This is a genomic window from Agriterribacter sp., assembly GCF_035497235.1.
Lineage (GTDB): Bacteria > Bacteroidota > Bacteroidia > Chitinophagales > Chitinophagaceae > Agriterribacter.
The window spans coordinates 1-26704 of the sequence record NZ_DATJEB010000015.1 but is presented as its reverse complement, the minus strand read 5'-3'; the positions used below and the strand labels follow the sequence as shown (position 1 = coordinate 26704).

The following is a 26704-nucleotide window of genomic DNA, read 5'->3' as shown; positions in this document are numbered from 1 at the left end:
TTAGTTTTATAGTGCGATAACAATAAGTTTCGCAATTTGTAACAACTAAAAACATGCACTATGCCTACAACAAATTTATCAGAAACAATTGACTTTAATGGTCAGGAATTTTTTGTTGGACTTGATGTTCATAAGAAGTCCTGGTCTGTAACGGTACGCAGCCTTAACCATCAGGTGGCCCATTTTACCCAACCACCTTCCGCGAAAGCTTTGCATAAAACATTGCAGACCAAATTTACAGGCGGTAAATTTTATTGCGCCTACGAAGCAGGCTTTTGCGGAACGGGCTATCATGAGCAACTATGCAAAATGGGGATCACCAACATCATTGTTCATGCAGCAGATATTCCGCAAACAGACAAGCAGAAGAAAAACAAAACTGACTTGCATGACAGCCGCTCCATTGCCGAACATTTGGAAAAAGGCAATCTTCGCGGTATTCATGTTTTATCCCGTGAACAACAAGAACTGCGCAGCCTTTTCCGCCTGCGGGAAAGCGCTGTAAGAGATGTGACCCGTTCAAACAACCGGCTCAAAAGCTTCATGCTGTACTATAACATAGAGATACCTAAAACGGTGACCGCAAGCTCCTTCCTTTCTAAAAGAGCATTGGAATGGTTGGGCAACCTTGAGCTAAATTCCCAAGCAGGTACACTTACCAAAGAAAATCTAATACAACAGTTGCAACATCAAAGAACGAGGCTGGGTAATATTACTAAGTTGTTGCGCAAACAAATGCAAACACAACACTCAAAAGCATACCGGCTATTGCTCAGCGTTCCGGGATATGGCGCAATAACAGCGGCTGCATTGCTGACAGAGATAGGCTGTTTTGAACGCTTTGACGACCCCGATGATTATACCGGCTATTTGGGAATAATGCCATGGAACGATAGTTCGGGCGAAACATTAAGAACAAAGGGAATACAGCCAAGATGCAATAAGCATCTAAGACCATTGCTGATAGAAGCTGCATGGACTGCCATCAGGACTGCTCCCGAGATATTTGCTTATTACAGCAGGCACGCAGCAAAAGACAACAAGCACGCCATTGTGAAGGTTGCACGCAAATTGGCATTGATTGCCAGAGGTGTCGTATTGAAGGGGGGAAAATACCAGGCATATTATTTGCAAAAAAAGCAGCAGGGCAAACAAGAGCAGGGTAATGGGTCACAAAAACCGGCAGCGTAAACTTCAAAAAACTGAATGGGTTTTCTAAGGCATAAGCGGAAAAGCATAGCATCGCAAAAATTAAAAAGCCCGGCAATGCAAATATTTACTGAATCACCGGGCAGAAGCAATATGCTCATCCGGCTGTAATATTCCTGACGGGTTGCACCCCTGCAGAGCCCGTTTGCGTTTCTTACAGCACTTAAAAATACATTAAATCATTGTTCAGTATACAATATATAAATCTCAACACTATGAAAGAGGAAAACGCAAGTCGGAGACGGTTATTAAATAACAATACGAAGTAGGCGTACCTCTTTTACCAACTCATACAATTATTGGCGGCTTTCAATACGATTGTTGAAATGACCGCATATAGCAGTCGGAGATTATTTTGATTACTGAATATTAAAATCTAATTTTATGTGAAGTTCTTCGCACATATCACACCTCACTATGCTTTTCTACATAGCAGTCTCCATATTCTAATGTTCTTCGTGGACTTTGCCCCGGGCAGAAAATGACCCTAATTCATCTTCACCACCTTCTGCGTTATGGTCTTATCGGTATACACCAATTGCACAACATAAATACCTGAAGCCATATAGTTGAGGTTAACAGGAATGTAATTGGGCGCTGTGGAAGAAGTATAGCGCTGCTTCCATACCAACTGCCCGGTGCTGCTGTATACCGCCACGCCTCTTAATGTGGAGGAAGATGGATAATGCTGTATGGTTAACAGGCCGGTAGTGGGATTGGGCGCAATAAGATACCCTTTCTCTTTTAAACGCTGTGGCAGGGTGCGGGTATAAATATTAATGTCGTCTATATACACATTATTGCCATAACCGTTAATGTTGCGGAATTGCACAATTATATTATCATACCTTCCCTTTACCAAAGCACTGATATCAATGGTATCTGCCACCCATTCGCCGGCAACGGGTATATATGCAGTCGTTGTAAAGTCAGCGCGTGTTTTTAAATCAGCCCCGCTTTTTTTGTATACCGGTGTAAAGGTTTGCCCGCAATCGGCAGAAAATAAAACTTCCAGCGTATCGGAGTTCATGCTGCTGTATTGTGCGGCTGCCCGCCAGAACGTTATTTTAACCGAATCGGCGTTAAGCGGTATCTTAAGCTGGGGCGTAACCAGCATACTATGTTTACCGAATAGCTGGTAATTATAGTTATCGAATTTTACAGATGTGGCGCCCGAATGTGCGGCATTGGTTATGCGTACCGGGTTATACGCTACTACATCGCTGTTATTGGCTATTCCCCAGCCCTGTGGCGGAAAAGTCGCGGACTCAAATCCTTGGGTCAGTGGTGTACTGGCATCGCCAATAACCGAAAACAGCATGGTTGCCGTATCATTTATGGGCCGCTGATCGGCCGTTCCGTTGGGAAGTGTTGTATAGAGTTTAACGGAGTGATGCCCTGAAGTTGCGGTAATGGCGTTAGCCGACAGGGTTGTTTCCCCCAATGAAGGAAGATTAAGGGTAAGGTTGGTAACAACCGGTATACCACCATCTACAGATACATTAAGCCGGATATTGGTTAAAGGCAAATCACCGAGGTTGATGATGCTCAATTGGGGAATAATGTTTGTACCGCAATATACAACCGCATTAGCAGGCGATACTACAGCCAGCGCCTTTACATCATTATTATACAGCACAGGCGGCACACAACCATTGGAGGTCATTAGCTGCATCCGGTCAGTAAAAGTGCTGAGCGCTGTTTCCATACGGTCGGTTTGCCCGGTGGTAAACAGGCACATGGCAGCATCATCAACATAATCCATAAAGTTCATAAACATTACACCCGGCTCATTGCTTGTGCAGGCATCTTTTTGGGGAAATACCGGCGTTTTATAATGGCAGGTATCCTGGTTAGGTGTATCATCTACAAAGTCGGAATCGGAGCAGGACGATACGCATTGATTAGCACCCCAGATATGTGAAAGATTAAAGAAATGGCCTATCTCATGCGTAGCAGTACGGCCTTTATTGAAAGGCGCCGCTGCCGATCCAATGGTTCCAAAAGCATGGTAGGCGGTTACCAGCCCCACATCTGATGATGCCAGTCCGGGCAAACCGGGCATAAAGGAGTATCCCAGGTCGTTACTCTCCTTCATTTTACACACCCATATATTCAGGTACCTGTTTATATCCCAGGCATCCACTCCGCCCATTGAAGCGTATTTAACAGGATCATTATCGCCGGGAACGGATGTGGCAGAAGAAATTTTTCGTGTAATACCGTTGGATGGTTCATTGGAAGGACTGCGTTGTGCAAGGCAGAAGCGGATATTGCCTTTTCCGAATAATGATTTAAATGGAGCCGGAATATTTACAGAATCTGCGTTTTTGCCTGCATAATCGGCATTCAGCACGTCTAACTGGCTCTGCACCTGCTCATCGGTTACCAAAGCGGGATTGTCCATTACAATATGCACTACTACGGGTATGGTAACAATGGCGTTCAACCGCTGCTGAACCGGCAACCCCTTTTTAGCGCGTCTTACCGCTTCATATTTTTGCTGAAACTCCCGTTGCGCTTTTTCGAAAGCGGTCTTGTCGCGGGGAAATTTCTGAAAATATTTCTCCATAACGGAACCTGTAACACAACGCTCCTGCCGCGATGGCTGGTTCTGCGCGAAAGTATTTGAAGCGATACAAATACACAGGCTAACTGCAATAAAACGTAACGAAAAAACTGCCTTCACAAAAGAATAGTTTAAGAATACATTATCCAAATGTATAGCAAGAGTTGATAATAAAATTACTTTCCTCCATTTTGCATTATTTAAAACAGCATTCCCGCTATACAACCACACATCAGGCAGGCAATGGTTCCACCAATTAATGCTTTTATACCAAGCTCCGTAAGATTTTTTCGCTGGTTGGGCGCCAGTTGACCAATTCCCCCGATCTGTATGCCAATAGAAGCGAAATTGGCGAAACCACACAGCGCATACGTTACGATAAGCAAAGATTTGGAATCTGAGATCACATTATTTTGTTTCATCTGAGCAAGAGAAACATAGGCGTAGAATTCATTCAGGATCGTTTTTTCACCCAACAATTGACCTACGGCTACCATATCTGCTTTTGCCACACCAATGAGCCAGGCAACCGGGGCAAAAATATACCCGAGCAGCATATTCAATGAAAGGGTTTCATACCTGCCCTCCGTTACTAATTTAATTTGCCCGTTAAGATGGGCAATATCACCTACCCAGCCCAGTAAGGCGTTTGCTACCCACATCATGGCCGTAAAAACGATAAGCATAGCGCCTACATTTACTGCAAGTTTTAATCCATCAGTTGTTCCCAGCGATAGCGCGTCTAAAAAATTATCGCCTAATTTTTCTTTGGGTATGGTAATATCCTTTACTATAAGGCTGTGCGCAGGTTGGGGAAAAATAATCTTGGAGCAAACGATAGCCGCGGGAGCGCTCATAATAGACTGGCTAAGCAGGTGCAACGCGTAGTATTGCTGCTGCGCTTCATCTCCTCCCCCCAAAAATCCCACATAGGCCGCTAATACGCTGCCGGCAGTGTTAGCCATCCCTCCTATCATAATACACAGTATTTCACTACGCGTCATTTTTTCGAGGTAAGGACGGATCATCAGCGGAGCCTCTGTTTGTCCTAAAAAAATATTAGCGGCGGTAGACAAACTTTCGGCGCCGGAGATATTCATTTTGTTTAGCAGGTAGGCAAATACATACACAATTTTTTGCAGGATACCTAAGTAATACAATACCGATGAAAGCGCTGCGAAAAAAATGATATTGGGTAACACCTGCACAGCAAATATATACGCCCAGGATTGCTTATCATCTGCCAGGTTGCCAAATAAAAACGCCGTACCCTTATGGCTCAGGCTGATCAGCGCCACAAATGCCGAGGAAACATGTTCTAAAATGATCTTAAAAATATCCGGGTTGCAAACATTATTGTAAATAGAAATGGTAAGTATCGCCAGTGAACATAAGATGGACCATTTCAACATTTCAATGCTACGCGAAGAAAGCCATTTACTGATAAAACCGATTAAGATGATACTGAGCAAAACGGCAATACCGCTATTACCAAGCACAGCACTCCTTATCATCCCAAAAAAGAAAATGCATTGCCATGCTGCGGCTAACAAAATACTCAGTCCGTCAAAAGCAATAACGGTATTATTTTTTTGTCCCCTAATAACCTTTTTGACAATGATATATGATAAAATTATTCCAAAAAACACCCAAAAAACAGGTTGACCGGCAATTTTTGTATTGAGCACGCCCATAGCAAACATCAACTGGGCAAAAACACCCATGCCTACCAGCTTCCAGTTAATGGCTTTTTTGTTATTACTGAGCAAATAGCAAACGAGCAGGAGGAAAACCATCCCTATTGTTCCCCTGCTGATGCTTTCAAGATGTGATGACATAAAGCCGTTTTGGTGCTAACAATTTTTATGCAACAATATACAACAAAGTGGAAAAGGAGAACCTCAAAAAATAAATGACTTTCCGCTGTTTGGAGCCTTCAAAACCTTATAGTGGTTTATGCCACGAACCTGTCCGCCCGGATGCCAGTCCAAAAGAATCATTCTGGCGGGGTTCGTCCCCTCCTATCGCCCAGTCGGGCAGACGAAGGAGGATGCGCGAATCGTTATTAGGGCTTTTGGTAAAATGTAATTAAATGCTTGCAGTTCCTATTTCGCAAATTGTTGATTTTTGCCACAAAGGAAAATGCTTTGTGCCTTCGTGGCTTGTGGCTATTCTGCTTTTTTATGATCGTCTTCTTACGTATTTTTAGTTTTTGAGCAAGCCCTATATATAGCTATATCTCAGGATATCCTGAAACCAAAAAAGCAGGCGTTTCCACCTGCTTTAACAATTTACACTAAGAAATGTATTACGCGATATGCTGCTCAATTTTTTTAACAAAATTAGATTTAGGCTGAGCCCCAACTAATTTATCTACTACCTTACCGCCTTTTACAAATAAGATGGCGGGAATAGAAGTAACGCCATAGTTAATAGACAACTGCGGGTTATGATCAACATTCACCTTTCCTACATTCACTTTTCCGTTATATTCTTTACTTAATTCTTCAATAACCGGACCGATAGCGCGGCAGGGCCCACACCATTCCGCCCAAAAATCAATAACAGAAAGTTTATCAGAATCCAATACCTTTTCCTGGAAGTTCGTGTCTGTAAATTCGAGTGCCATAGTAACTTAGTTTTATTTATGGTTTATAATGTATTGTTTATTATACCAGCCTGCAAATTTAAGTCCATTATGCCAAATAAGATGATATGTCATTATCCACACTTGTGCATTAGACAATTTGACTTCCTGCTATTTTTCTAAAGTAGTGACTTTCACTTCCATATCGGGATTGGTTTCTAAGAAAGCAGCCATTTCGTCATTCATTTCAAATCCTTTTTCTAATGTATACATACTTACTTTCCAGCTTAACCTGGGTTCTGATAATATAAATTTGATACCCGACTTACCCGGAAATGATTTTACATTGTTATCAATAAAAGCAACCGTTTCTTCTGTTAAAAATTTAGGATGTAGTTCAACCTGCAACTGCCGGGTTAACAATCTTTTCACAGTTTCGAGTAACATTACACTGCTGAGCTTAAATTCAAAATCTGTTGTACTGTTCCACCGCGCTTTAAAATTGCCCGTGGCAAAAAGTACGTTACCCAGGCTGAAATGATCTTTAAACCGTACATAGTCTTCTCCAAACAATGCCATTTCAGTTTTACCTGAATAATCTTCCAGCGAAAAAACGCCAAACTGCTTCCCGTTGCGTGTAGTACGATGCTGCACATCGGAAACCAATCCCGCGATCCTGAATTGCCGGAAAGGGTTCGGATGACTTAATAGCGTATCCTTAAATTCAATAAACTCCGCGATAATGGTAATACCGTAATGCTTCATCTCAAAACTAAAATGATCTAACGGATGACCGCTTAAAAAAATGCCTGTAATATCTTTTTCATGATCCAGCCATTCCGTTAAGGTCCATGGTGCGCAATCAGGCAATTTCGGTGGCATTACATCGGGCATCTGCAAATCGCCAAATAAAGTGTTGGTTGTATTAGCCGACTGGCTTTGGTATATATTACCGAATTTGATGATCTTCTCCAGCCCTGTAGAGGTATCACCCTGCGGAATATAAAAATATTGTGCCCGGTGTACATTGCTAAAGCAATCGAAAGCGCCTGAATAGGCCAGGCATTCCAATGATTTTTTATTAACTACCCGCTGGTTAACGCGTTTTACCAAATCGAAAATGGATTTGTAATGGCCTTTTTTCCGTTCTTCAATAATTCCTTCTATGGCCGCCTCTCCCACGCCTTTCAATCCGCCAAGCCCAAAGCGGATCTCGCCTTTTGTATTTACGGCAAAACCTTTTTGCGATTCGTTAATATCGGGGCCCAGCACTTTTAATCCCATGCGCTTGCACTCTTCCATGAAGAAGGTTATTTTTTCAATGGCTCCCGCATGATTCAGTACACCTGCCATATATTCGGATGGATAATGCGCTTTTAAATAGGCGGTTTGGTAGGCTACTAATGCATAACAGGTAGAATGCGATTTATTAAATGCATACTGGGCAAATGCTTCCCAGTCTGTCCATACCTTCTCCAGCACTTTCGCATCATGTCCTTTTGCAACAGCTCCGGAAATAAACTGGGCCTTCATTTTATCCAGCACCGATTTTTGCTTTTTACCCATCGCCTTGCGCAACACATCTGCATCGCCCTTGCTAAAGCCTCCAAGCTTTTGCGACAATAACATCACCTGTTCCTGGTACACGGTAATACCATACGTATCCGATAAAATATCCTCCATTTCGGGTAAATCGTAGGCAATCTGTTCACGGCCATGCTTGCGGTCAATAAAGTTGGGAATGTAGGCCAAAGGACCAGGGCGGTACAGCGCGTTCATGGCAATGAGGTCGCCAAATTTATCCGGCTTCAGCTCACGCAGGTATTTTTGCATACCCATACTTTCAAACTGAAAGGTACCGTTGGTATCACCCCGTTGATACAGCAGGTAGGTTTTTTCATCATCCAACGGAATCGTGTCGAGGTCTATAACCACCCCATGATTTTGTTTGATAAGTTGCAATGCCGTTTTAAGAATGCTCAGGGTTTTTAAACCCAGAAAGTCCATCTTAATTACACCTGCTTCTTCAATTACGCTTCCTTCTATTTGCGTAACCCACAGATCAGAATCTTTGGCAATGGCAACCGGTAATAATTCGGTCAGATCTTTAGGCGCGATGATAATGCCCGCTGCGTGTATACCGGTATTGCGTACCGAGCCTTCTAATATTTCGGCTTCGTGCAGCACTTTGGAATGGATATCGCTGCCATTATAGAACTGGCGCAGCTTTTTTACATTTTCAAGATCATCAGCCGACAGTCCTTCTTTTTCCTCCAGCGACTTCTCCCCTTCTTTAGCGTTAAGCGGCGCGTGCAATACCCGTTTTAACGAAATGCCCGGGCGTTCAGGAACCAGCTTGGCTAATATATTGGAATCTGCCAGGGGCAGATCCATGACACGCGCCACATCTTTAATACTCATTTTGGCGGCCATGGTGCCATAGGTAATGATTTGCGCTACCTGGTTTTTGCCATATTTGGCCACTACATATTCAATTACTTTCTGCCTGCCTTCATCATCAAAGTCTGTATCAATATCAGGCATGCTTTTGCGGTCCGGATTAAGGAACCTTTCAAACAGCAGGTTGTATTTTATCGGGTCTATATTGGTGATGCCTATGCAATAGGCCACAACAGATCCGGCAGCAGAGCCACGTCCCGGGCCTACAAAAACACCAATATCCCTTCCGGCCTTAATAAAGTCGCTCACAATCAGGAAATAGCCGGCGAAACCCATGGATTTAATGGTGAACAGCTCAAAATTAATACGTTCTTCCACTTCTGCTGTCATGGGGTCATAACGTTTCGCCGCACCTTCATGCGTAATATGTTTCAGGTATTCCCACTGGTTGAGGTTATTATCTGTATGAACCTGGAATTCCTTCGGGATAGGAAAATTAGGAAGCAGGATATCTCTTTTCAGATCAAGCAGGTCTATCTTATCTACAATCTCACCGGTATTGTATATAGCTTCAGGCAGATCGTGAAACACCTGTTTCATTTCCTGCGTGGTTTTAAAATAGAACTGGTCGTTGGGAAAAGCAAAGCGTTTATTTTTTACAGCGATATCATCATCTGAAAATTCCCGCAAAGCGGGTGTAGCCTGCTTTTCGCCGGTGTTAATACACAACAGGATATCATGGGCATTAAAATCTTTCTGATCTACATAGTGCGAATCGTTGGACGCAATGATCTTAACATTATATTTTTTGGCGTATTTCAGCAATATGGCATTCACTTTTTCCTGTTCGGCCATGCCATGCCGTTGTAACTCCACATAATAATCCTGCTGAAAAATATTCAGCCACCATTTAAATTCATTTTCTCCTTCCTCCTCTCCTTTTTTTAAAATGGTTTGCGGCACCAGTGCGCCAAGGCAACAGGTGGTGGCAATCAATCCTTCATGATATTTATGGATAAGCGCTTTATCAATACGCGGGTACTTGCTGTACATGCCTTCAATAAAGCCCAGCGAGGTGAGTTTACTGAGGTTACGGTAACCGGTTTCATTTTTGGCCAATAATATCTGGTGATGCCGCGGATCTTTTTCTTCTTTTGAAAATACTTTACGAAGGCGGTTTTCCGTAATATAAAATTCACAGCCCACAACAGGCTTCACTTTTAAAGGACTTTTTTTATCATTGGGATTAACCTTATGCTTATACGCTTCGGCTACAAAAGCAAATACGCCAAACATATTGCCATGATCACTGATTGCCAGCGCCGGCATTTCATCCTTTATTGCCTTCTGGTACAAACCACTGATAGATGCGGCACCATCTAATAAAGAATATTGCGTGTGAACGTGGAGATGAGAAAACTGGCTCATGCTGCAAATTTCGTAAACTTAATGCAACATTCACTTTTCCATTTTCCACATTAATTGCTTGCTGGTCCGGTTTTTGTGTGCTATTTTGCGAAATTAAAATCGGTCGGTTTGCGTAATCTTTTATTTTTGATTGGAATAGCTTTTGTTGCAGGCAGTTGCAGCAGCTTAAAGTCAACATCCAGGTCTGTTCCGGAGGTTTCCCGGGGCAATGGGCAACATGGTTCTCAAAAGTTTTTAAACGATATTGCAATAACTGCCGACCAGTCTCCGCCGGCAGCTAACCGGCATGAAACGGAAGTTCCACACATGCCGGAAAATCATATACCGTCAAAATCTTACCTGTTTCCCGTTTTTAATATTGAACAAGGCGGACCACTGCAATTTAAGTATGCCATAAAAATGGATGTGGAAGTAGAACGGCTGGTGAACAGGGGGCTGTATAAATTTATTGAGAGCTGGTGGGGTACGCCTTACCGTATGGGAGGCGCCACACAAAGAGGAGTGGACTGCTCTGCTTTTACACAAACTTTAATGTCTGTAATTTACGGGCTGCAGATTCCGCGTACTGCCAGTGAACAAAAAGCGTTCAGCGCTGTTATTGGCGAAGATGAACTGAGGGAAGGTGACCTTATTTTTTTTAATACCCGCGGCCGTGGCGTAAGCCATGTGGGTATTTACCTGCAGGATAATAAATTTGTACACGCGGCCTCATCGGGCGGGGTAATGATCAGCAGCCTGAACGAAACCTACTGGCATAAAAGGCTAATAAGTGCAGGCAGGGTGGTAGACGAACAAACCGCCGCCGCCGCTTCCCTGAGCAGCAGGTAACCTTTCCGCAGCTATTTATCCGACTGTGTATTTTGCGCTTCGTGGTACTCGTCTTCGGTATTGATCTCCCATATATTCGTTTTGTCTTTTCGTTCCAAAATAATATTCTCAACCGCAGCCATAGCAGTGAGCATGCTGTGATCGCTATTGTTATACCGGTGCATGCCATTCCGCCCTATCAAATAGAGGTTATCAATCTTATCAACAAACTCCTGCACCACACTGAAGTTTCCGTATCCGCCAAAATAAGAAGGATAGGCTTTTTTTACTTTTACTACCAGTTTATCTTTTACCTGCTGTGCATTCAGTATACCAATTGCCTGCATTTCACCTATAGCACCAGCCGCAATGGACTCATCATCCTGCTGCCAGAATGTGTCCGTTTCATTACAAAAGTATTCAACACCAATCCATATAATAACAGCCTTATTATAACATCTCTTTAGTTATATAAAAATTTCTGTCTATACTAATCGTATTTGTATCGCCTTTTTTTATTTTCAGGGTCTTCCATTTTTGCGTTGGGCTGATCCATCTTTCAACGCCGAAGTTTATTTTCAAAGGCATATTAAATCCTTTTACACAATTTGCCCAGCGATAGCTCAATTTATTACCATTTATTTTATATTCCAGTACCGGCACCTGCGTGGTTCGCACGTACTGATCAAATACTTTTGAAAAGTTAATGCCTGATATTTTACTGATGTACGCTTCTATTTGTTTACCGGTAACCGTTTGATGATAAAAAGTTGTATTCATACCACGAAGCAGCATCCGAAAAGATGAATCGCTATTCATGATTTGCCGGATCATATGCACCAGGTTGCCTCCCTTATAATACATATCGCCCGACCCTTCCTGGTTAACGCCATAGGGCCCTTCAATAGGTTTATCATTTTGAATCTTTTTTCTCGTCCCTGTCACATAATCGTTACCCGCTTCGGTTCCATATGCACAATCAGTGAAAATGGTTTCAGCATAATTGGTAAACCCTTCATGCACCCACATGTCGGCTACATCTTTAGTGGTAATGTTATTGCCAAACCATTCGTGTCCGCTTTCATGCACAATAATAAAATCCCATTTCAGCCCCCACCCTGTTCCGGAAAGATCGGTTCCCTTATATCCGTTAGTAAATCCATTGCCGTAAGCCACAGCGCTTTGGTGTTCCATTCCCAAATGCGGCGCTTCCACCAGCTTATATCCGTCTTCATAAAAAGGATAAGGCCCGAACCAGTACTCAAAGCAACGTAACATTTGCAAAGCCTGCTTAAACTGAACCTTCGCTTTGTCCAGGTTGTACGCCATCACCCAAAAATCACAATCCAGCTTTCCTTTTTCTCCATCATAATCTTCATGCCAGTGAGCGTATTTTCCTATATAAGGAATAATGTTGTAGTTATTGATAGGATTGGTAACTGCCCAGGTATAAGTGGCTGTACCGTCTCCATTCTTCACTTCATTTCTTAACCTGCCATTAGCTATTGCCGTTAGGGTATCGGGTACAATCATACTTAGTGAGGCGCTGTCGGGCTCATCACCCTGGTGATCTTTGCAGGGATACCATACACTGGCGCCCAATCCCTGGCAGGCTACGCTGATCCAGGGGTTACCCTTTTCATCCTTGCTCCATATTACGCCGCCATCCCATGGGGGGTGCAGCGCCGGACGCGGTATGCCATGGTAATATACCTTGATCTTTTGTGTTTTCGCTTTATCAGAAACAACGGGTACCACAACAAAATAAGCGTTCCCGTCTCTGCGAAAAGAAAGACTTTCGTTTTGATACAGCACACTATCCATATCCAACCCCACCTGCAGATCAATCTGCATTTCTTTGGCCGGATCCGATACTATAGTATAGGAAATGATATTATAACCGGTAATACTTCTTTTATCAAAATTGAAGCTTACCTGCAAATCGTAATGCGTAACATCCCACCACGCCCGCTCCGGTGTTATGGTTCCGCGCAAAGTATCGGCATGTGTAAATTCCTGCTTTTGGTGCAGGGGCTGGGCAGCGGCTGCGAAAAAGTGAAAAAGAAAAAGCAGAAGAAAAAAAGGGTTTCGTATTTTTTGCACGCCGGTTTATTTTAAAAGCTAAATTTAGTACGTTTTATGAATTATGGCGTTTAAATTACAGTAATGAAGATATACAAAGCGGCAAGTGGTATGTGGCATATTGTAAGCAGATGGTTAATTACTATAAGATTGCTCATTATTATTGCACCATATTGTATACTGTTTTCCTGCACCGGGAAAAAAGGACAGGATAAAAAAATATTCCGCTATAATCAGCCCGAAGGTATCAGCTCCCTCGATCCCGCCTTTGCTAAAAACCAGGCCGTCATGTGGGGTGTGCATCAACTGTTCAACACATTGGTAGAAGTGGATGAAAACCTGCAAATCAAACCCTCTTTATGCAAACGATGGGAGGTATCTGCAGACAGGCTCACCTATACCTTTATTTTACGGGATGACGTTTATTTTCACAACAACATCGCTTTCCCCGGAGGTAAAGGTCGTAAAATGGTTGCCGCCGATGTGGCTTACAGTCTTCAACGCATCACAGCTACCGCTACTGCTTCACCCGGCGCCTGGATATTTAATAACCGGGTACCTGCTACCGGCGGATTCAACGCATTAAATGACACCACGTTTCAACTGAAGCTCATCCGGCCCTTTCATCCCATACTGGGCATACTCAGTATGCAATACTGTTCTGTTGTGCCTCATGAAGCCATAGAAAAATACGGATTGGGTTTTAGCCGCAATCCCTGTGGCACCGGCCCATTCAGGTTCACACGCTGGGAAGAAGGACAGGTATTGCTTATGGCAAGAAATGAAAATTATTTTGAGCGCGACAGCGTGGGTAAACGCCTGCCCTACTTAGATGGTATAAAAGTTTCCTTTTTAGACAATAAAGCCACTGAATTTCTTGAGTTTACCCGGGGCCGCCTCGATTTTATTAATGATATTGATGCCTCCTTTAAAGATGAAGTACTCACCAAAAAAGGTGAACTGAGAAATGAGTGGCAGGGAAAAGTTATACTGAGCAAGCATAGTTTTTTAAATACTGAATACTTAGGCATACTGGCCGATACCACAAACGCAATGCTGAAAGATCATCCCTTCAAAATAAAAGCCATCCGGCAGGCCATGAATTATGGCTTCAACAGGAATAAGATGATCATGTACCTGCGAAATTCTTTAGGCACGCCTGCGGAGAGTGGCTTTGTGCCGGCAGGATTACCTGCGTACGACAGTACTAAGGTAAAGGGTTATTATTATGATGTTGCCAAAGCAAGGCAGCTATTAAAATCGGCAGGCTTCCCGGATGGTAAAGGACTGCCGGAAATTAAACTGCTCACCATTCCCATGTATGCCGAACTGGGAAGTTTTGTAGCCAAACAGTTAGAAGACATTGGCGTAAAAGTGCAGGTAGAAGTAGTACAGAAAAATTTATTGCTGGAACAAACAGCCAAATCGCAGGCCCTGTTCTTTCGCGGAAGCTGGATGGCCGACTACCCCGATGCGGAAAATTACCTCAGTGTTTTTTATGGTGGCAACCCGGCACCGCCTAATTATACCCGGTATAAAAACCCGGCATACGACAAATTATATGAAAAAGCATTATTGGAACAGGATGATTCAACACGATACGAAATGTACAGGCAAATGGATAAAATGATCATTGCCGATGCTCCCATCGTTCCTTTATGGTACGATATGGTGATCCGGCTAATACATCCTTACGTAAAAAACTTTCGTCCTAACAGTTTAAACCTCCTGGAATTAAGAACAGTACGGATACAAAAACATGCTCCATGAACCGGCAGGCATATTGAATTTGTGGTTTAAAGACCGGTGAGGATTAAGTGGTATAACTTCCTGCTAAACGGACCTCCCATAATGCAAAAGTTTTTGTTTTGCATGCTCACTACACACCCAATCAGCCCGAAAATATTTTTTAGAACCGCCCTGAAATCCTTGGTGGATAAGGATAGTATTTACTCGCTGAATCACTGGCAAAAGTGAAAGGTGAAATACCCGGCGAAAGGATAAATTTATTATTCAAACATCCAAGATTTTCCTTAAATGATTTACTGAAAAAAAGTTAAACCACTTAATATTCTTTACTTTTAAACCCATGATCGCCTTTTGATCTTACAAAAGAATTAAGCATTTTCAAATGAACATACTTGAACGCTTTGCCACCATCACCACCTTTATATTCGATATGGACGGCGTATTGACCGATGGCAGTATATGGATATTCCCGGGCAATGATTTTATACGCCGGATGAGTATTAAAGACGGCTATGCACTTCAACTGGCCGTAAAAAAAGGGTACAGGATAGCGGTTATAACCGGCTCTCATTCCCTGCCCGTGCAGGAACGACTTGCGGCATTGGGTATTACTGATGTTTTTCAACAGGTACAGCATAAAAAAGAACAACTGAATGCATATATAACACAGCGCAGGCTTAACACCAATGAAGTGTTGTATATGGGAGATGATATTCCGGATTATGAAGTAATGCAGGTTGCAGGAATAGCCTGCTGCCCGGCCGATGCCGTTACAGAAATAAAAACAATTGCTGACTATATTTCTCCCTGGGGTGGCGGTCAGGGATGCGTAAGGGATGTCATTGAAAAAGTACTAAAGATCAACGGGCATTGGGAAACGGATACGGAGGTGAGGAATGTGTGAGGGAAGGTAATTTGAGATCGCATCCCGCTTCGGATTTTGTGGTTTGTAGTTTCTGGTTGCATTTAGCTTCAAATTTCGGATTTAAATTTTGCCTGTCATGCTAAGTAAATTATAAGCGTGTGTTTAAGCATATTGAAAATGACATTTTGCATACCCTTCTACAATTCATTTACCGGTAGTATTTAAATAGTTGTAGCCATTTTTTTTCTTAAAAAGTGACAAATAAAAAAGTCTAATCTAAAAATATAATTTGCAATTGACTGATAAACAGCAACCTTACTAAGATGTCACTGGCAGGAACGAAGCATCTGTATATTATCCGCCACGGCGGACAGGTTTGGTTCTTATTATTTGGTTCTTGGTGCTTTCATTCGGATTTCGAAATTCCGGCTTCGTGCTTTATTTACCTATCTTAGCAGCTACTTTAAATGTAGTTGCTATGGCTGCACGTACAGACCAGTTTACCAGTCCTGATTATTTGCAATTAGACGATCTCCTTACAGAAGAGCAAAAGCTGATCCGGGAGAGTGTAAGAGCTTATGTAAAAAAAGAAATTTCTCCTATTATTGAAGACTATGCCCAAAAATCCACTTTTCCTGAACATATTGTAAAACAATTAGGCGGTATGGGCTGCTTTGGCCCTACCATTCCTGCTGCTTACGGCGGCGGCGGATTAGATTATATCAGCTATGGTTTGATGATGCAGGAATTAGAAAGAGGCGATAGCGGGGTACGTTCTACCGCATCCGTTCAGGGTAGTTTGGTAATGTTCCCCATTTACGAATACGGCAGTGAGGCGCAGCGAAAAAAATATTTACCCCCATTAGCCAGTGGCGAATGGCTGGGTTGCTTTGGATTAACGGAGCCCGATCATGGTTCCGACCCGGCGGGTATGCTTACCCGTTTTACCGATGCCGGCGACCATGTACTATTAAACGGGGCTAAAATGTGGATCAGCAATGCACCCCATGCGCACGTAGCGGTGGTATGGGCCAAAGACGATAACGGCGATATTCGCGGACTGATAGTGGAAAGAGGTATGGAAGGATTCAGTACACCCACCACCCATGGCAAATGGAGCCTGCGGGCATCTGCTACGGGTGAACTGGTTTTTGATAATGTTAAAGTGCCTAAAGAAAATATACTACCCAATGCCAAAGGATTGAAATCGCCCTTAGGCTGTTTAACCAAAGCCCGGTTTGGCATAGCATGGGGCAGTATTGGCGCGGCAATGGACTGCTATGATACCGCTTTAAGATACGCCAAAGAAAGAATACAGTTCGGTCGCCCCATAGGCGGCTTTCAGTTGCAGCAAAAAAAATTGACCGAAATGATCACGGAAATCACCAAAGCCCAGTTGCTGAACTGGAGGGTTGCGGTATTAATGAATGAAGGAAAAGCAACGCCCCAGCAGGTGAGTATGGCCAAACGCAACGGCTGCGAAGTAGCCACCAATATATGCCGCGATGCCCGGCAAATGCTGGGCGGTATGGGTATTACGGGTGAATATTCCGTAATGCGCCATATGATGAACCTTGAAAGTGTGATCACTTATGAAGGAACACACGATATACATTTACTTATTACAGGTATGGACATAACAGGTTTGAACGCATTTAAGTGAAATCAAAAACGATGAAAATTTTTCTCCTGGGCTTTATGGGAACGGGCAAAACCTATTGGGGACGGCTTTGGGCAGCACAACAAAACCTGCGCTTTTTTGACTTAGACACCGAAATAGAAAAACATACCGGGTTAACCATTCCACAAATATTTGAACGGCACGGCGAAACTTTTTTTCGGGAACTGGAGCGGGAAAGGCTTCATAGTTTTGACAAAGAAGATGATTTTATTCTTTCTGCCGGCGGAGGCACACCTTGCTTTTACAACAATATGCAATGGATGAATGAAAACGGGTTAACCATTTATTTAGATACGCCTTTAGCCGTGCTGAAAGAAAGATTACTGAAAGAAAAAATGCACCGCCCGCTGATCAAACCATTAGATGAGCAGGCCATTGAAGATTTTATTAAAAACAGCATCCAAAAAAGGAAGGAATATTACAACCAGGCTCATATAATATTGCCTACAGAGTCCATTTCAGATATTACCTTTGACGAAATCAAAAAGAAATATGTCTAAACGATTTATCCAATACGCGGCCATTCTTGGAGCGCTTAGCGTTGTACTGGGCGCTTTTGGAGCGCATGCGCTGAAAGAATTCGTGGAAGCAGATGCGGTTGCTACTTTTGAAACCGGCGTTAGATACCAGTTTTATCACACTTTTGCCTTACTGGCAGTTGGTATGCTGTACAGGAGAATGCCGGGTAAAGTAATGGAATGGGCAGGCATTTTTTTTATCTCGGGCATTGTTTTATTCAGCGGTTCCTTATACCTGTTAACCTACCTAAACGCTACTGAAACGGTAGGACTTAAAGGCATTGGCGCCATTACGCCTTTGGGCGGCGTTTGTTTTATTGCCGGATGGATTTGTCTTTTTATTCAAAGCTTAAAGCCCGGCGTTCAGCGCCAAAAAAGCAAAGCTCAGGATGCTTAATAGCAGCCAGGTTCTGCAAGCAGTTAATATTGCAGGTTACAGGTTTCAGGTTATAGGGAAGAGGATTTACAGTTTATGGTTTGTAGTTTATAGCTTGCACTGCAGAACTTGTATCCGGTACCCCTTTTACGTGTAACCTGTAACTTGTACCTTGCAACACAAACATCCTATCTTTGTCCATCTTTAACCATAGGTTTGAAGTTACATGGCTAATAAATTAAAAAACAATAAGTCCAAGTCTCCTGATCCTGAAAAACTTACCAGCGATAAAACCGAAAAGGTTAAGGTAAAGGAGCTGGTAAAGGATGAACGTACCCATAAAATACTCGGAAGCGTATTACTGCTTACCGCATTTTTTCTTTTTATAGCGTTTACTTCTTATATTTTTACCTGGCGGCAGGACCAGGATAAAGTATTCCAGGGCTTTTCGGCATTCTTATTTGGAGAAGACATAAAGGCGGCTAACCTCCTCGGACGCATAGGCGCTTATATATCCCATATATTTTTTTACAAGGGTTTTGGCTTATCATCCTACCTTTTTTGCAGTTTCTTTTTTATAACAGGAGTGAATTTACTGTTCGGTGAAAAAATATTTTCGCCCTGGCGCAATTTCAGGTATGTAGTGGTGGGGCTACTGTTTTTTAGCACCGCTTTAGCCTTTATTACACAAGGAAATGGTTTTCCATGGGGAGGTGAAACAGGCAATATAACCAGCAACTGGCTCAGGGGACTATTGGGCGAAATTGGCACGGCGGCGCTTTTGCTGGCCGGTGGTTTTGCTTATTTTATATGGCGCTTCAATCCTTCTTTTTCACTGCCCGCCAAAAAAACAAAATACAAAGGTCAAAACGGCAAGCTGGTTCCGGTAGATAACTCCTTTACCGAGGAAGCAAAACTATTTACAGAAGAAAATATAACAAAAGATGCTCAGGGCAATACACTGAAACAGCACAGGGGAGTTGTAGTTATCAATCCGCCGGGCGCAGATGAACCGGAAGGAAAATTAATACTGTCTGAAACAGGGCTGGAACAGGTAATGCCGCAAACTACGGTTATATCCAAAACAAGAAAAAAAACTGCCGAGGAATTAGAGTTGCAGATCAATGCTATGATTGAAGCGGAGGAGGCTACAGATGAGGCGTTACCCCCGGAAGAAGAAACAGCTATAAAAAAAGTACAGAACCTGCCGCCTTATGATCCGGTTCTTGATCTTAAAGATTATAAATATCCTTCACTTGACCTGTTAGAAACACATGGCAGTGAAAAAATTGTGCTCGATGCTTCAGAACTGGAAGCCAACAAGCACCAGATCATTAATACGCTGAAGAACTATGATATTGACATCCGCCAGATATCAGCTACAGTAGGCCCCACCGTTACCCTGTATGAAATTGTTCCTGCCGCCGGCGTTCGTATTTCACGCATCAAAAATCTTGAAGATGATATTGCCTTAAGTCTTGCCGCCTTAGGCATACGCATCATCGCTCCCATTCCCGGCAAAGGCACTATTGGTATTGAAGTGCCTAATGTAAAGAAGGCTATTGTGAGCATGAAAGGGCTTTTATCTACAGACCGGTTTCAGCAAAATAAATTTTCATTGCCGATAGCGCTCGGTAAAAAAATAGATAACGAACATTTTATTGTTGATCTTGCTACCATGCCTCACCTGTTAATGGCAGGCGCAACCGGGCAGGGAAAATCGGTTGGCATTAACGCTATACTGGTATCGCTGTTATATAAAAAACATCCGTCACAGCTTAAGCTAGTGATGGTTGATCCTAAAAAAGTGGAGCTAAGCCTGTACCGGCTCATTGAAAAACATTTCCTTGCCAAGCTGCCCGGAGAGGAAGAATCTATTATTACGGATACTAAAAAAGTGGTACATACCCTCAATGCGCTATGCATTGAAATGGATAACCGCTACGATCTGCTGAAGGAAGCGGGCTGCCGTAATATAAGAGAGTACAATGAAAAATTTGTTGCCAGGAGGCTTAATCCCGAAAAAGGCCACCAGTTCCTGCCTTTTATTGTTCTGGTAATAGATGAGTTTGCAGACCTGATTATGACGGCGGGCAAAGAAATTGAAATGCCCATCGGACGCCTGGCGCAATTGGCCAGGGCGGTTGGCATCCATCTTATCATTGCCACCCAGCGCCCTTCAGTTAATATCATTACCGGAACCATTAAAGCCAACTTTCCGGCCAGGGTAGCATTTAAGGTTTCTTCTAAAATTGATTCCCGCACTATTTTAGATACAGGCGGGGCAGAGCAGTTAATCGGCCGCGGCGACATGCTGGTATCTTACAACGGAGAAGTAACAAGGGTACAATGTGCTTTTGTAGATACTCCCGAAGTAGAAAAAGTAGTTGATTTTATTAGCCAGCAAAGAGGGTATCCCCAGCCTTTTTATTTGCCGGAGTATATTGACGAAAAAGACCTGGAGGGCAAGGACTTTGATTCCGGTAACCGCGATCCGCTGTTTGAAGAAGCGGCAAAGCTTATTGTTCAAAGCCAGATTGGTTCGACCTCTTTATTGCAGCGCCGCATGAAATTAGGATATAACCGCGCCGGCCGCTTAATGGATCAATTAGAATCCGCAGGCATTGTAGGCCCCAACCAGGGAAGTAAAGCAAGAGATGTAGTATTTAAAACGGAAATGGAACTGGAAACGTTTTTGCAGGCTTTATGAAAATAAATACGCGGCAACAACTATTTCATTTTAAACTATAGAGCTGTTGCGGCAGTCTTTCAAATAACTATCTTTGCCCACCAATAAAAAAATAATGAAAGGAATATCAACTATTACAGTACTCCTGGCCCTATTCTCCATTTCAGGATTTACACAAAACGCTGTTAATACCCTGGGAACCAATGATCCGGCTGCTAAAAAAATATTAGACGGCGTTACGGCTAAATTTAAAACCTACCAATCGGTAAAAGCAGATTTTGTGTTACAAATTGAAAATGCCGCGGGCAAAGTGCAGGGAACTAAAAAGGGAACGGCTTATATGAAAGGAAATCAATATAAAGTAGAATTAACCGATCAGCAAATTTTTTGTAATGCGCAGAAAATATGGACCTACGATAAAAATGCCAATGAAGTGCAGATAAGTAAATTTGATCCGTCCGGGGATAGTTTTACGCCTCAAAAAATATTTACTAATTTTTATGAAAAGGATTTTTTATATAAACTGAATGGCGAAAAAAAGGAAGGTGGCAAAACAGTACAGGAAATAGAGCTAACGCCTACCGATAAAAATAAAAATTTTTTTAAAGTGCTGGTCTCTGTAGATAAGGCTACAAAAAATATTATATCTACAAGGCTGTTTGAAAAAAATGGCAACCGCTATTCCTATAATGTTACCAGCTTTGTTCCCAACGCAAAAATAGACAATAGCTTTTTTGTTTTTAATGCGGCTAAATACCCGGGCGTTGAAGTGATAGATTTGCAGTAGGAGGTGGTCAGGCTGTTGCAGGGTGCAGGTTTCAGGGTGAGAGGTAATTATACTTTTACATTAGTACCGCCACATTTATTTGGTATGATCTGATGATGAACTTTCATTATTTGTTCCCCAGCGAAAGGAAGCGACAGTAAATCCGCTAAGATCAAGTACCCTGTCTACTACGGTGGCAGCTACCGCTTCAATGGTTTGAGGGCGGCTATAAAAAGAAGGTGTAGCAGGGCAAATAATGCCTCCGGCTACCGTAACCGTTTCCATATTACGGATATGAATAAGATTATACGGCGTGTCTCTTACCACACAAATCAATTTTCTTCTTTCTTTTAGTATTACATCAGCGGCTCTTGTAATCAGGTCGTTGGAAACACCGGTTGCTATTCTTCCCAAAGTACCCATAGAACAGGGAATAATGATCATGGTATCAAATTGACCTGAACCCGAGGCAAAAGGGGCGTTAAAATCATTTTTGCCGTAAATATTAACACTATATTTATTAAAGGAATCATCGCCCAATTCTGTTTTCCATACCGTTTTTGCATTGTCTGTAATTACCAGTGCAAGCGCATTCCACTGCTCCGGTATGGCTAATAGTTTATCCACTAATTGCCGGGCATATAAAGACCCGCTGGCCCCGGTAACAGCAATAACAATTTTTCGCTTCAATTGTGAGTTATATTTGTAACATTAAATAAATCAAATGCAAATATCCGGCATTTTCCTTTCTATTAGTATAAGTATAAGTGCCTGTGTTCCTGGGGCCAAAGCATCGGCAAATATGCCATTGTATTATAAAGACACCACCATCATTACTTCCCGCAGCAATGAAAAGCTGCAATGGCTAACCCTGGCCCAGGCAGAAGCCAAAATGGCAACCCAAAAAAAAGACATCATTATTGACCTGTATACAGACTGGTGCGGCTGGTGTAAAGTAATGGACCGGAACACCTATACTAACCCTGATGTAATTCAATATCTTCATGATAAATTCTATCCTGTAAAATTAAACGCGGAAACAAAGGAAGTACTTACCTGGCGCGGAAAGCAATTCAAATACAATGATCAGTACAGGGTACACGATTATGCCATTCTTTTAACCGGCGGGCAACTCTCCTATCCTTCCACTGTTATTTTACCTGCCGATGGTTCAGCCCCGCAAGTGATTCCGGGATATTTGAAACCACCCGACATGGAACTAGTTTTAAAATACTTTGGTGAAGACCATTACGGCAAAACTCCTTTTGAAACATACAGGAAGGATTTTATACAAACCTGGAAATAATTTTTTGTTGCAACAATATAAGAATCAGGTATATCGTTATATATCTGGTTTTTCATAGGATATTGGATTTAAAACGGGGCAGGATTTCTATCCAGCCCTTTTTTCGTTTATATACCTCCTATCTTCCCTCCCATTTTTTTACTCTCTCCCCGCCCCGATTCATATTATGCTAACCCGTATCCCCCGGGATTATACACATTTTTAGAAAAAATTGGAATGCTATGCAACGTTTATCATGTAATACTGGTCTCATTATTGGTTTTTCATAGGATATTGGATTTAGAAACGGGGCAGGATGTCTATCCAGCCCTTTATTTTTTCATATGCTTTACAACTTAATACAACCGGGGCAGATACTTCCCGACTATTGATTATCAAGAACATTGCAATAAAAAAACATATCCTCCACTTAGCCTTCCCATAAAATTAAAAAAATTACGCCCTGCAAAGACTTAAATTAAAAAAACGATTTATATTCGGCTTTTCATAGGATAAGGTTTAATGGTTAACGGTTAAAAGATTAGTGCCCCTCCCCCGATTCATCGGGAGGGGGTTTTTTTTATATCGTTTCGCGTTTTTCCTGCAGCATCCTGTTTTTAGGTTTATATTATTGTAGAACAAGCACCGTCATCGCCTGCACAATGCACAGCGACCTTCTCTATCATATCGCGCTAACTATGGTTCCCAACATAGGGGATGTGCATGCAAGAGCATTATTGCAATATTTTGGCGATGCGGAAAAAGTTTTTGCCGCACGAAAATCCAGCCTCGATAAGTTTCCCGGCATAGGTACTATCCGCTCAAAAAGCATCAAAACATTCAGCCATTTTCAGAGAGCCGAGGAAGAACTCCGTTTCACTGAGCAATATAAAATTGCCGTATTCAGGCAAACCGATGCAGGGTACCCCAAACGCCTGCTGCATTGTTACGATGCGCCTTCCCTGTTGTACTATAAAGGAAACGCTGATCTCAACCACCATAAAATTATGGCGGTTATAGGCACCCGCAACCATACCGATTACGGAAAAGAAATGACAGGAAGAATAATTGAAGACATAGCACAGTACAATGTGCTGGTGGTAAGCGGACTGGCTTATGGTATAGATGCGCTGGCGCACAAAGCGGCATTAAAAAATAAATTATGTACTGTTGGAGTATTAGCGCATGGGCTCGACCGCATTTATCCTTCCGCCAATAAAACACTGGCAAAAGAAATGGCAACACATGGCGGACTGCTCACAGATTTTATGTCGGGCGCCAAACCCGATAAGCAAAATTTTCCAAAAAGAAACCGCATTGTAGCCGGCATGGCAGATGCTACGCTGGTTATTGAAACTCAAATCAACGGTGGCAGCATGATTACAGCAGAACTGGCCAATAATTATAATAAAGATGTGTTTGCCTTGCCGGGCAAAACAACCGATGCAAAAAGCGCCGGCTGCAATTACCTCATCAGGAGTAATAAGGCTGCCTTAATTACATGCGGTAAAGAGATGGCGGAATTTATGAACTGGAGTGAAGCGCCCGGGAAGAAAAAGGTAGTGCAAAAAGAATTATTCATTGAACTGACAGCAGAAGAAAAAACAATCATGCAAATCATCGGCGAAAAAGAAACCGCTTCTATTGATGAAATCACTCCCCGTTGCAGCTTCAGCAGCAGCACAATAGCCGCGGCCATATTAAACCTTGAGTTACAGGGAATAATAACTTGTTTACCGGGAAAAATATATAAACTTTTGTAAGTAGCTTCTGAAATGATTTACGGACTGCAGCACAACTTTCTTTTAAAGTATTGCCGCAAATTGAATCTGCGAATCTGCAGCAAATGCAATTCCTTTACAACAAAATTTGGAAGCTATTTATCCGCTCCCCTATCTTTGCACATGGCAACAATAATCAACTCCGCTAAAGACAAATTCCCGCAGAAATTTTTTGGTGAAGGATTAACCTTCGATGATGTGCTGCTTATGCCGGCTTATTCACAGGTACTTCCCCGCGATGTAGACATTAGTTCAAAGCTTACCAAAAGCATTACATTAAACACGCCCCTGCTTTCTGCGGCTATGGATACCGTAACAGAAGCCGACCTGGCTATAGCTTTGGCCAGGGAAGGCGGCCTGGGCATTTTGCATAAAAACATGACGATTGAGCGGCAGGCCGAGCAGGTGCGTAAAGTAAAACGCAGTGAAAGCGGTTTAATACTTGATCCCATAACCCTGCATGTAGACGCTACTATCGGCGATGCATTGAAACTGATGCGGGAAAATAAAATAGGCGGAATCCCAATTGTAGATATTAATAAGAAATTAGTAGGCATCCTTACTAACCGCGACCTGCGCTTTGAAACCTCCCTGAAGAAAAAGGTGAGTGAAGTAATGACAACCGAAAACCTTATTACCGCTCCTGAAGGAACAGATCTTGCGAAAGCAAAAAAAATACTCAGCCAGTATAAAATTGAGAAACTGCCGGTTGTTAATAAAAACGGTCAATTAACAGGACTGGTTACGTACCGCGATATTTTGCAACTGCAAAGTCACCCCAACGCCGTAAAAGACAGCTTTGGCCGTTTGCTTACCGGTGCAGCTTTAGGCATAACCGCCGACCTGATGGACAGGGCGTCTGCCCTGCAGCAAATAGGTGTAGATATTGTTTGCTTAGACAGCGCACACGGACATAGTGCAAAAGTGATTGAATCGCTGAAGAAATTAAAAAAGAGTTTTAAAAAGCTACAGGTCATTGCCGGGAATGTAGGAACAGCTGCAGGCGCCAAAGCCCTTGCAGAAGCAGGTGCAGACGCTGTTAAAGTAGGTATTGGCCCCGGATCTATTTGCACTACCCGTATTGTGGCAGGAGCAGGAGTTCCGCAAGTTACAGCTATCATGGAAGCGGCTTCAGTGCTTCATAAATTGAATGTACCGCTTATTGCGGATGGCGGTATACGTTATACCGGTGATATGGTAAAGGCGCTGGCAGCGGGAGCCAGCGTGGTAATGATGGGAAGCGTTTTTGCAGGAACGGAGGAAAGTCCGGGCGATACGATCATATATGAAGGCCGCAAATTTAAGCAATACAGGGGCATGGGCTCTTTAGGCGCTATGGGCCAGGGAAGCGGCGACCGCTACTTCCAGGATGTTGAAGATGATGTTAAAAAATATGTACCTGAAGGTATTGAAGGACGCGTAGCCTTTAAAGGCAACCTGAGTGAAATTGTATACCAGTATACCGGCGGGTTACGTTCCGGAATGGGGTATTGCGGCGCCGCTAACATTGCAGCACTGCAAAAAGCGCAGTTCATTAAAATAACCAATGCCGGCATGAACGAAAGCCACGCGCATGACATAGAAATTACCAGGGAGGCGCCCAATTATACCAGGTAAATACTGAGAACTGTAACGCATTTTAAATGAATAGCACAATAACTCTTGCTCTTGCGCGTAATGTTATCTCCAGCGCTTTAGCTCCGTTAACCATCAGTTAACCAAACTCTTTTTTTTTGAGAGTATAATTTTTCTTTCCGTTTTCTCCACAACAGTAATGAAAGGGGATAACGCATATTACAGCAACTTTACGGAAGAAGAATTTGCGGCTGATGAATATTTTCAGCAGTGGGTGCTGCTGCCCGATGACCAAACGGAGCGCTACTGGGCTTTGTATGCACAACATCATCCCCAA

Annotated in this window: 19 protein-coding genes; 12 read left to right on the top strand and 7 right to left on the bottom strand. The window is 42.8% G+C overall.

Annotation, left to right across the window (positions count from 1 at the left end; translation table 11 throughout):
- Positions 1–60: 60 nt before the first annotated feature.
- The gene (locus VL121_RS05330; protein WP_325402925.1) at positions 61–1191 is read left to right on the top strand and encodes an IS110 family RNA-guided transposase; all 1131 of its coding nucleotides are present in this window, start codon (positions 61–63) and stop codon (positions 1189–1191) included.
- Between the two features lie 505 nt (positions 1192–1696).
- On the opposite strand, the gene VL121_RS05325 is transcribed toward VL121_RS05330, so the two are convergent.
- The 4 genes from VL121_RS05325 to dnaE form a co-directional block, all read right to left on the bottom strand.
- Positions 1697–3898: a M43 family zinc metalloprotease gene (locus tag VL121_RS05325; protein ID WP_325402923.1), complete on the bottom strand. Its 2202-nt coding sequence runs from the start codon at positions 3896–3898 to the stop codon at positions 1697–1699.
- An 80-nt stretch (positions 3899–3978) separates the two neighbouring features.
- On the bottom strand, positions 3979–5616 hold the full coding sequence (locus VL121_RS05320; protein WP_325402921.1) for a NupC/NupG family nucleoside CNT transporter: 1638 nt from the start codon (positions 5614–5616) through the stop codon (positions 3979–3981).
- A 470-nt stretch (positions 5617–6086) separates the two neighbouring features.
- A complete protein-coding gene (trxA, locus tag VL121_RS05315; RefSeq protein ID WP_325402919.1) occupies positions 6087–6407 on the bottom strand; it encodes a thioredoxin in 321 nt (106 codons plus the stop codon).
- Positions 6408–6536: 129 nt separating this feature from the next.
- Complete coding sequence (gene dnaE, locus VL121_RS05310) at positions 6537–10193, bottom strand: DNA polymerase III subunit alpha (RefSeq protein ID WP_325402917.1); 3657 nt, start codon at positions 10191–10193, stop codon at positions 6537–6539.
- A 108-nt stretch (positions 10194–10301) separates the two neighbouring features.
- On the opposite strand from dnaE, the gene VL121_RS05305 reads away from it, so the two are divergent.
- The gene (locus VL121_RS05305) at positions 10302–11021 is read left to right on the top strand and encodes a C40 family peptidase (RefSeq protein ID WP_325402915.1); all 720 of its coding nucleotides are present in this window, start codon (positions 10302–10304) and stop codon (positions 11019–11021) included.
- 11 nt (positions 11022–11032) lie between these two features.
- Here VL121_RS05305 and VL121_RS05300 read toward each other — a convergent pair whose 3' ends face one another.
- The gene (locus VL121_RS05300; protein ID WP_325402913.1) at positions 11033–11347 is read right to left on the bottom strand and encodes a hypothetical protein; all 315 of its coding nucleotides are present in this window, start codon (positions 11345–11347) and stop codon (positions 11033–11035) included.
- 103 nt (positions 11348–11450) lie between these two features.
- Entirely contained in the window at positions 11451–13103 is a 1653-nt protein-coding gene (locus tag VL121_RS05295) for a M1 family metallopeptidase (protein ID WP_325402911.1), read from the bottom strand.
- Positions 13104–13166: 63 nt separating this feature from the next.
- Between VL121_RS05295 and VL121_RS05290 the strand changes: the two genes are divergently transcribed.
- The 7 genes from VL121_RS05290 to lolA1 all read left to right on the top strand — a co-directional run bounded on the left by VL121_RS05290 (position 13167) and on the right by lolA1 (position 21747).
- Positions 13167–14852, top strand: a complete 1686-nt coding sequence (locus VL121_RS05290; protein ID WP_325402910.1) for an ABC transporter substrate-binding protein — start codon at positions 13167–13169, stop codon at positions 14850–14852.
- Between the two features lie 361 nt (positions 14853–15213).
- Positions 15214–15735 carry a KdsC family phosphatase gene (locus VL121_RS05285; RefSeq protein ID WP_325402909.1) on the top strand — a complete coding sequence of 174 codons (522 nt, stop codon included), beginning with the start codon at positions 15214–15216 and terminating at the stop codon, positions 15733–15735.
- 439 nt (positions 15736–16174) lie between these two features.
- Entirely contained in the window at positions 16175–17359 is a 1185-nt protein-coding gene (locus VL121_RS05280) for an acyl-CoA dehydrogenase family protein (protein WP_325402908.1), read from the top strand.
- A gap of 11 nt (positions 17360–17370) precedes the next feature.
- Positions 17371–17877, top strand: coding sequence for a shikimate kinase (locus tag VL121_RS05275; protein ID WP_325402906.1), 507 nt, complete (start codon positions 17371–17373; stop codon positions 17875–17877).
- Positions 17870–18292 carry a DUF423 domain-containing protein gene (locus tag VL121_RS05270; protein WP_325402904.1) on the top strand — a complete coding sequence of 141 codons (423 nt, stop codon included), beginning with the start codon at positions 17870–17872 and terminating at the stop codon, positions 18290–18292. Before VL121_RS05275 ends, VL121_RS05270 begins: the two co-directional genes overlap by 8 nt.
- Before the next feature lie 205 nt (positions 18293–18497).
- Positions 18498–20981, top strand: coding sequence for an FtsK/SpoIIIE family DNA translocase (locus VL121_RS05265; protein WP_325402902.1), 2484 nt, complete (start codon positions 18498–18500; stop codon positions 20979–20981).
- Positions 20982–21075: 94 nt separating this feature from the next.
- Positions 21076–21747: an outer membrane lipoprotein periplasmic chaperone LolA1 gene (lolA1, locus tag VL121_RS05260; protein ID WP_325402900.1), complete on the top strand. Its 672-nt coding sequence runs from the start codon at positions 21076–21078 to the stop codon at positions 21745–21747.
- A 75-nt stretch (positions 21748–21822) separates the two neighbouring features.
- Here lolA1 and VL121_RS05255 read toward each other — a convergent pair whose 3' ends face one another.
- Positions 21823–22416 (bottom strand): UbiX family flavin prenyltransferase, encoded by a 594-nt coding sequence (locus VL121_RS05255; protein ID WP_325402898.1) that lies wholly within the window; start codon positions 22414–22416, stop codon positions 21823–21825.
- Between the two features lie 34 nt (positions 22417–22450).
- Between VL121_RS05255 and VL121_RS05250 the strand changes: the two genes are divergently transcribed.
- The 3 genes from VL121_RS05250 to guaB all read left to right on the top strand — a co-directional run bounded on the left by VL121_RS05250 (position 22451) and on the right by guaB (position 26409).
- Complete coding sequence (locus VL121_RS05250) at positions 22451–23032, top strand: thioredoxin family protein (RefSeq protein ID WP_325402896.1); 582 nt, start codon at positions 22451–22453, stop codon at positions 23030–23032.
- A 641-nt stretch (positions 23033–23673) separates the two neighbouring features.
- Positions 23674–24774, top strand: a complete 1101-nt coding sequence (dprA, locus tag VL121_RS05245) for a DNA-processing protein DprA (protein WP_325402894.1) — start codon at positions 23674–23676, stop codon at positions 24772–24774.
- 141 nt (positions 24775–24915) lie between these two features.
- Positions 24916–26409: an IMP dehydrogenase gene (guaB, locus tag VL121_RS05240; protein ID WP_325402892.1), complete on the top strand. Its 1494-nt coding sequence runs from the start codon at positions 24916–24918 to the stop codon at positions 26407–26409.
- Positions 26410–26704 lie beyond the last annotated feature (295 nt).

Excerpts from the sequence above, each read along its gene's own strand:
- dprA (WP_325402894.1), top strand. The coding sequence starts at position 23,674 with ATGCACAGCGACCTTCTCTATCATATCGCGCTAACTATGGTTCCCAAC.
- VL121_RS05265 (WP_325402902.1), top strand. The coding sequence starts at position 18,498 with ATGGCTAATAAATTAAAAAACAATAAGTCCAAGTCTCCTGATCCTGAA.
- VL121_RS05300 (WP_325402913.1), bottom strand. The coding sequence starts at position 11,347 with ATGCAGGCAATTGGTATACTGAATGCACAGCAGGTAAAAGATAAACTG.
- VL121_RS05320 (WP_325402921.1), bottom strand. The coding sequence starts at position 5,616 with ATGTCATCACATCTTGAAAGCATCAGCAGGGGAACAATAGGGATGGTT.
- VL121_RS05280 (WP_325402908.1), top strand. The coding sequence starts at position 16,175 with ATGGCTGCACGTACAGACCAGTTTACCAGTCCTGATTATTTGCAATTA.
- VL121_RS05270 (WP_325402904.1), top strand. The coding sequence starts at position 17,870 with ATGTCTAAACGATTTATCCAATACGCGGCCATTCTTGGAGCGCTTAGC.
- VL121_RS05285 (WP_325402909.1), top strand. The coding sequence starts at position 15,214 with ATGAACATACTTGAACGCTTTGCCACCATCACCACCTTTATATTCGAT.
- dnaE (WP_325402917.1), bottom strand. The coding sequence starts at position 10,193 with ATGAGCCAGTTTTCTCATCTCCACGTTCACACGCAATATTCTTTATTA.
- VL121_RS05275 (WP_325402906.1), top strand. The coding sequence starts at position 17,371 with ATGAAAATTTTTCTCCTGGGCTTTATGGGAACGGGCAAAACCTATTGG.
- guaB (WP_325402892.1), top strand. The coding sequence starts at position 24,916 with ATGGCAACAATAATCAACTCCGCTAAAGACAAATTCCCGCAGAAATTT.
- VL121_RS05290 (WP_325402910.1), top strand. The coding sequence starts at position 13,167 with ATGAAGATATACAAAGCGGCAAGTGGTATGTGGCATATTGTAAGCAGA.
- trxA (WP_325402919.1), bottom strand. The coding sequence starts at position 6,407 with ATGGCACTCGAATTTACAGACACGAACTTCCAGGAAAAGGTATTGGAT.
- VL121_RS05330 (WP_325402925.1), top strand. The coding sequence starts at position 61 with ATGCCTACAACAAATTTATCAGAAACAATTGACTTTAATGGTCAGGAA.
- lolA1 (WP_325402900.1), top strand. The coding sequence starts at position 21,076 with ATGAAAGGAATATCAACTATTACAGTACTCCTGGCCCTATTCTCCATT.
- VL121_RS05250 (WP_325402896.1), top strand. The coding sequence starts at position 22,451 with ATGCAAATATCCGGCATTTTCCTTTCTATTAGTATAAGTATAAGTGCC.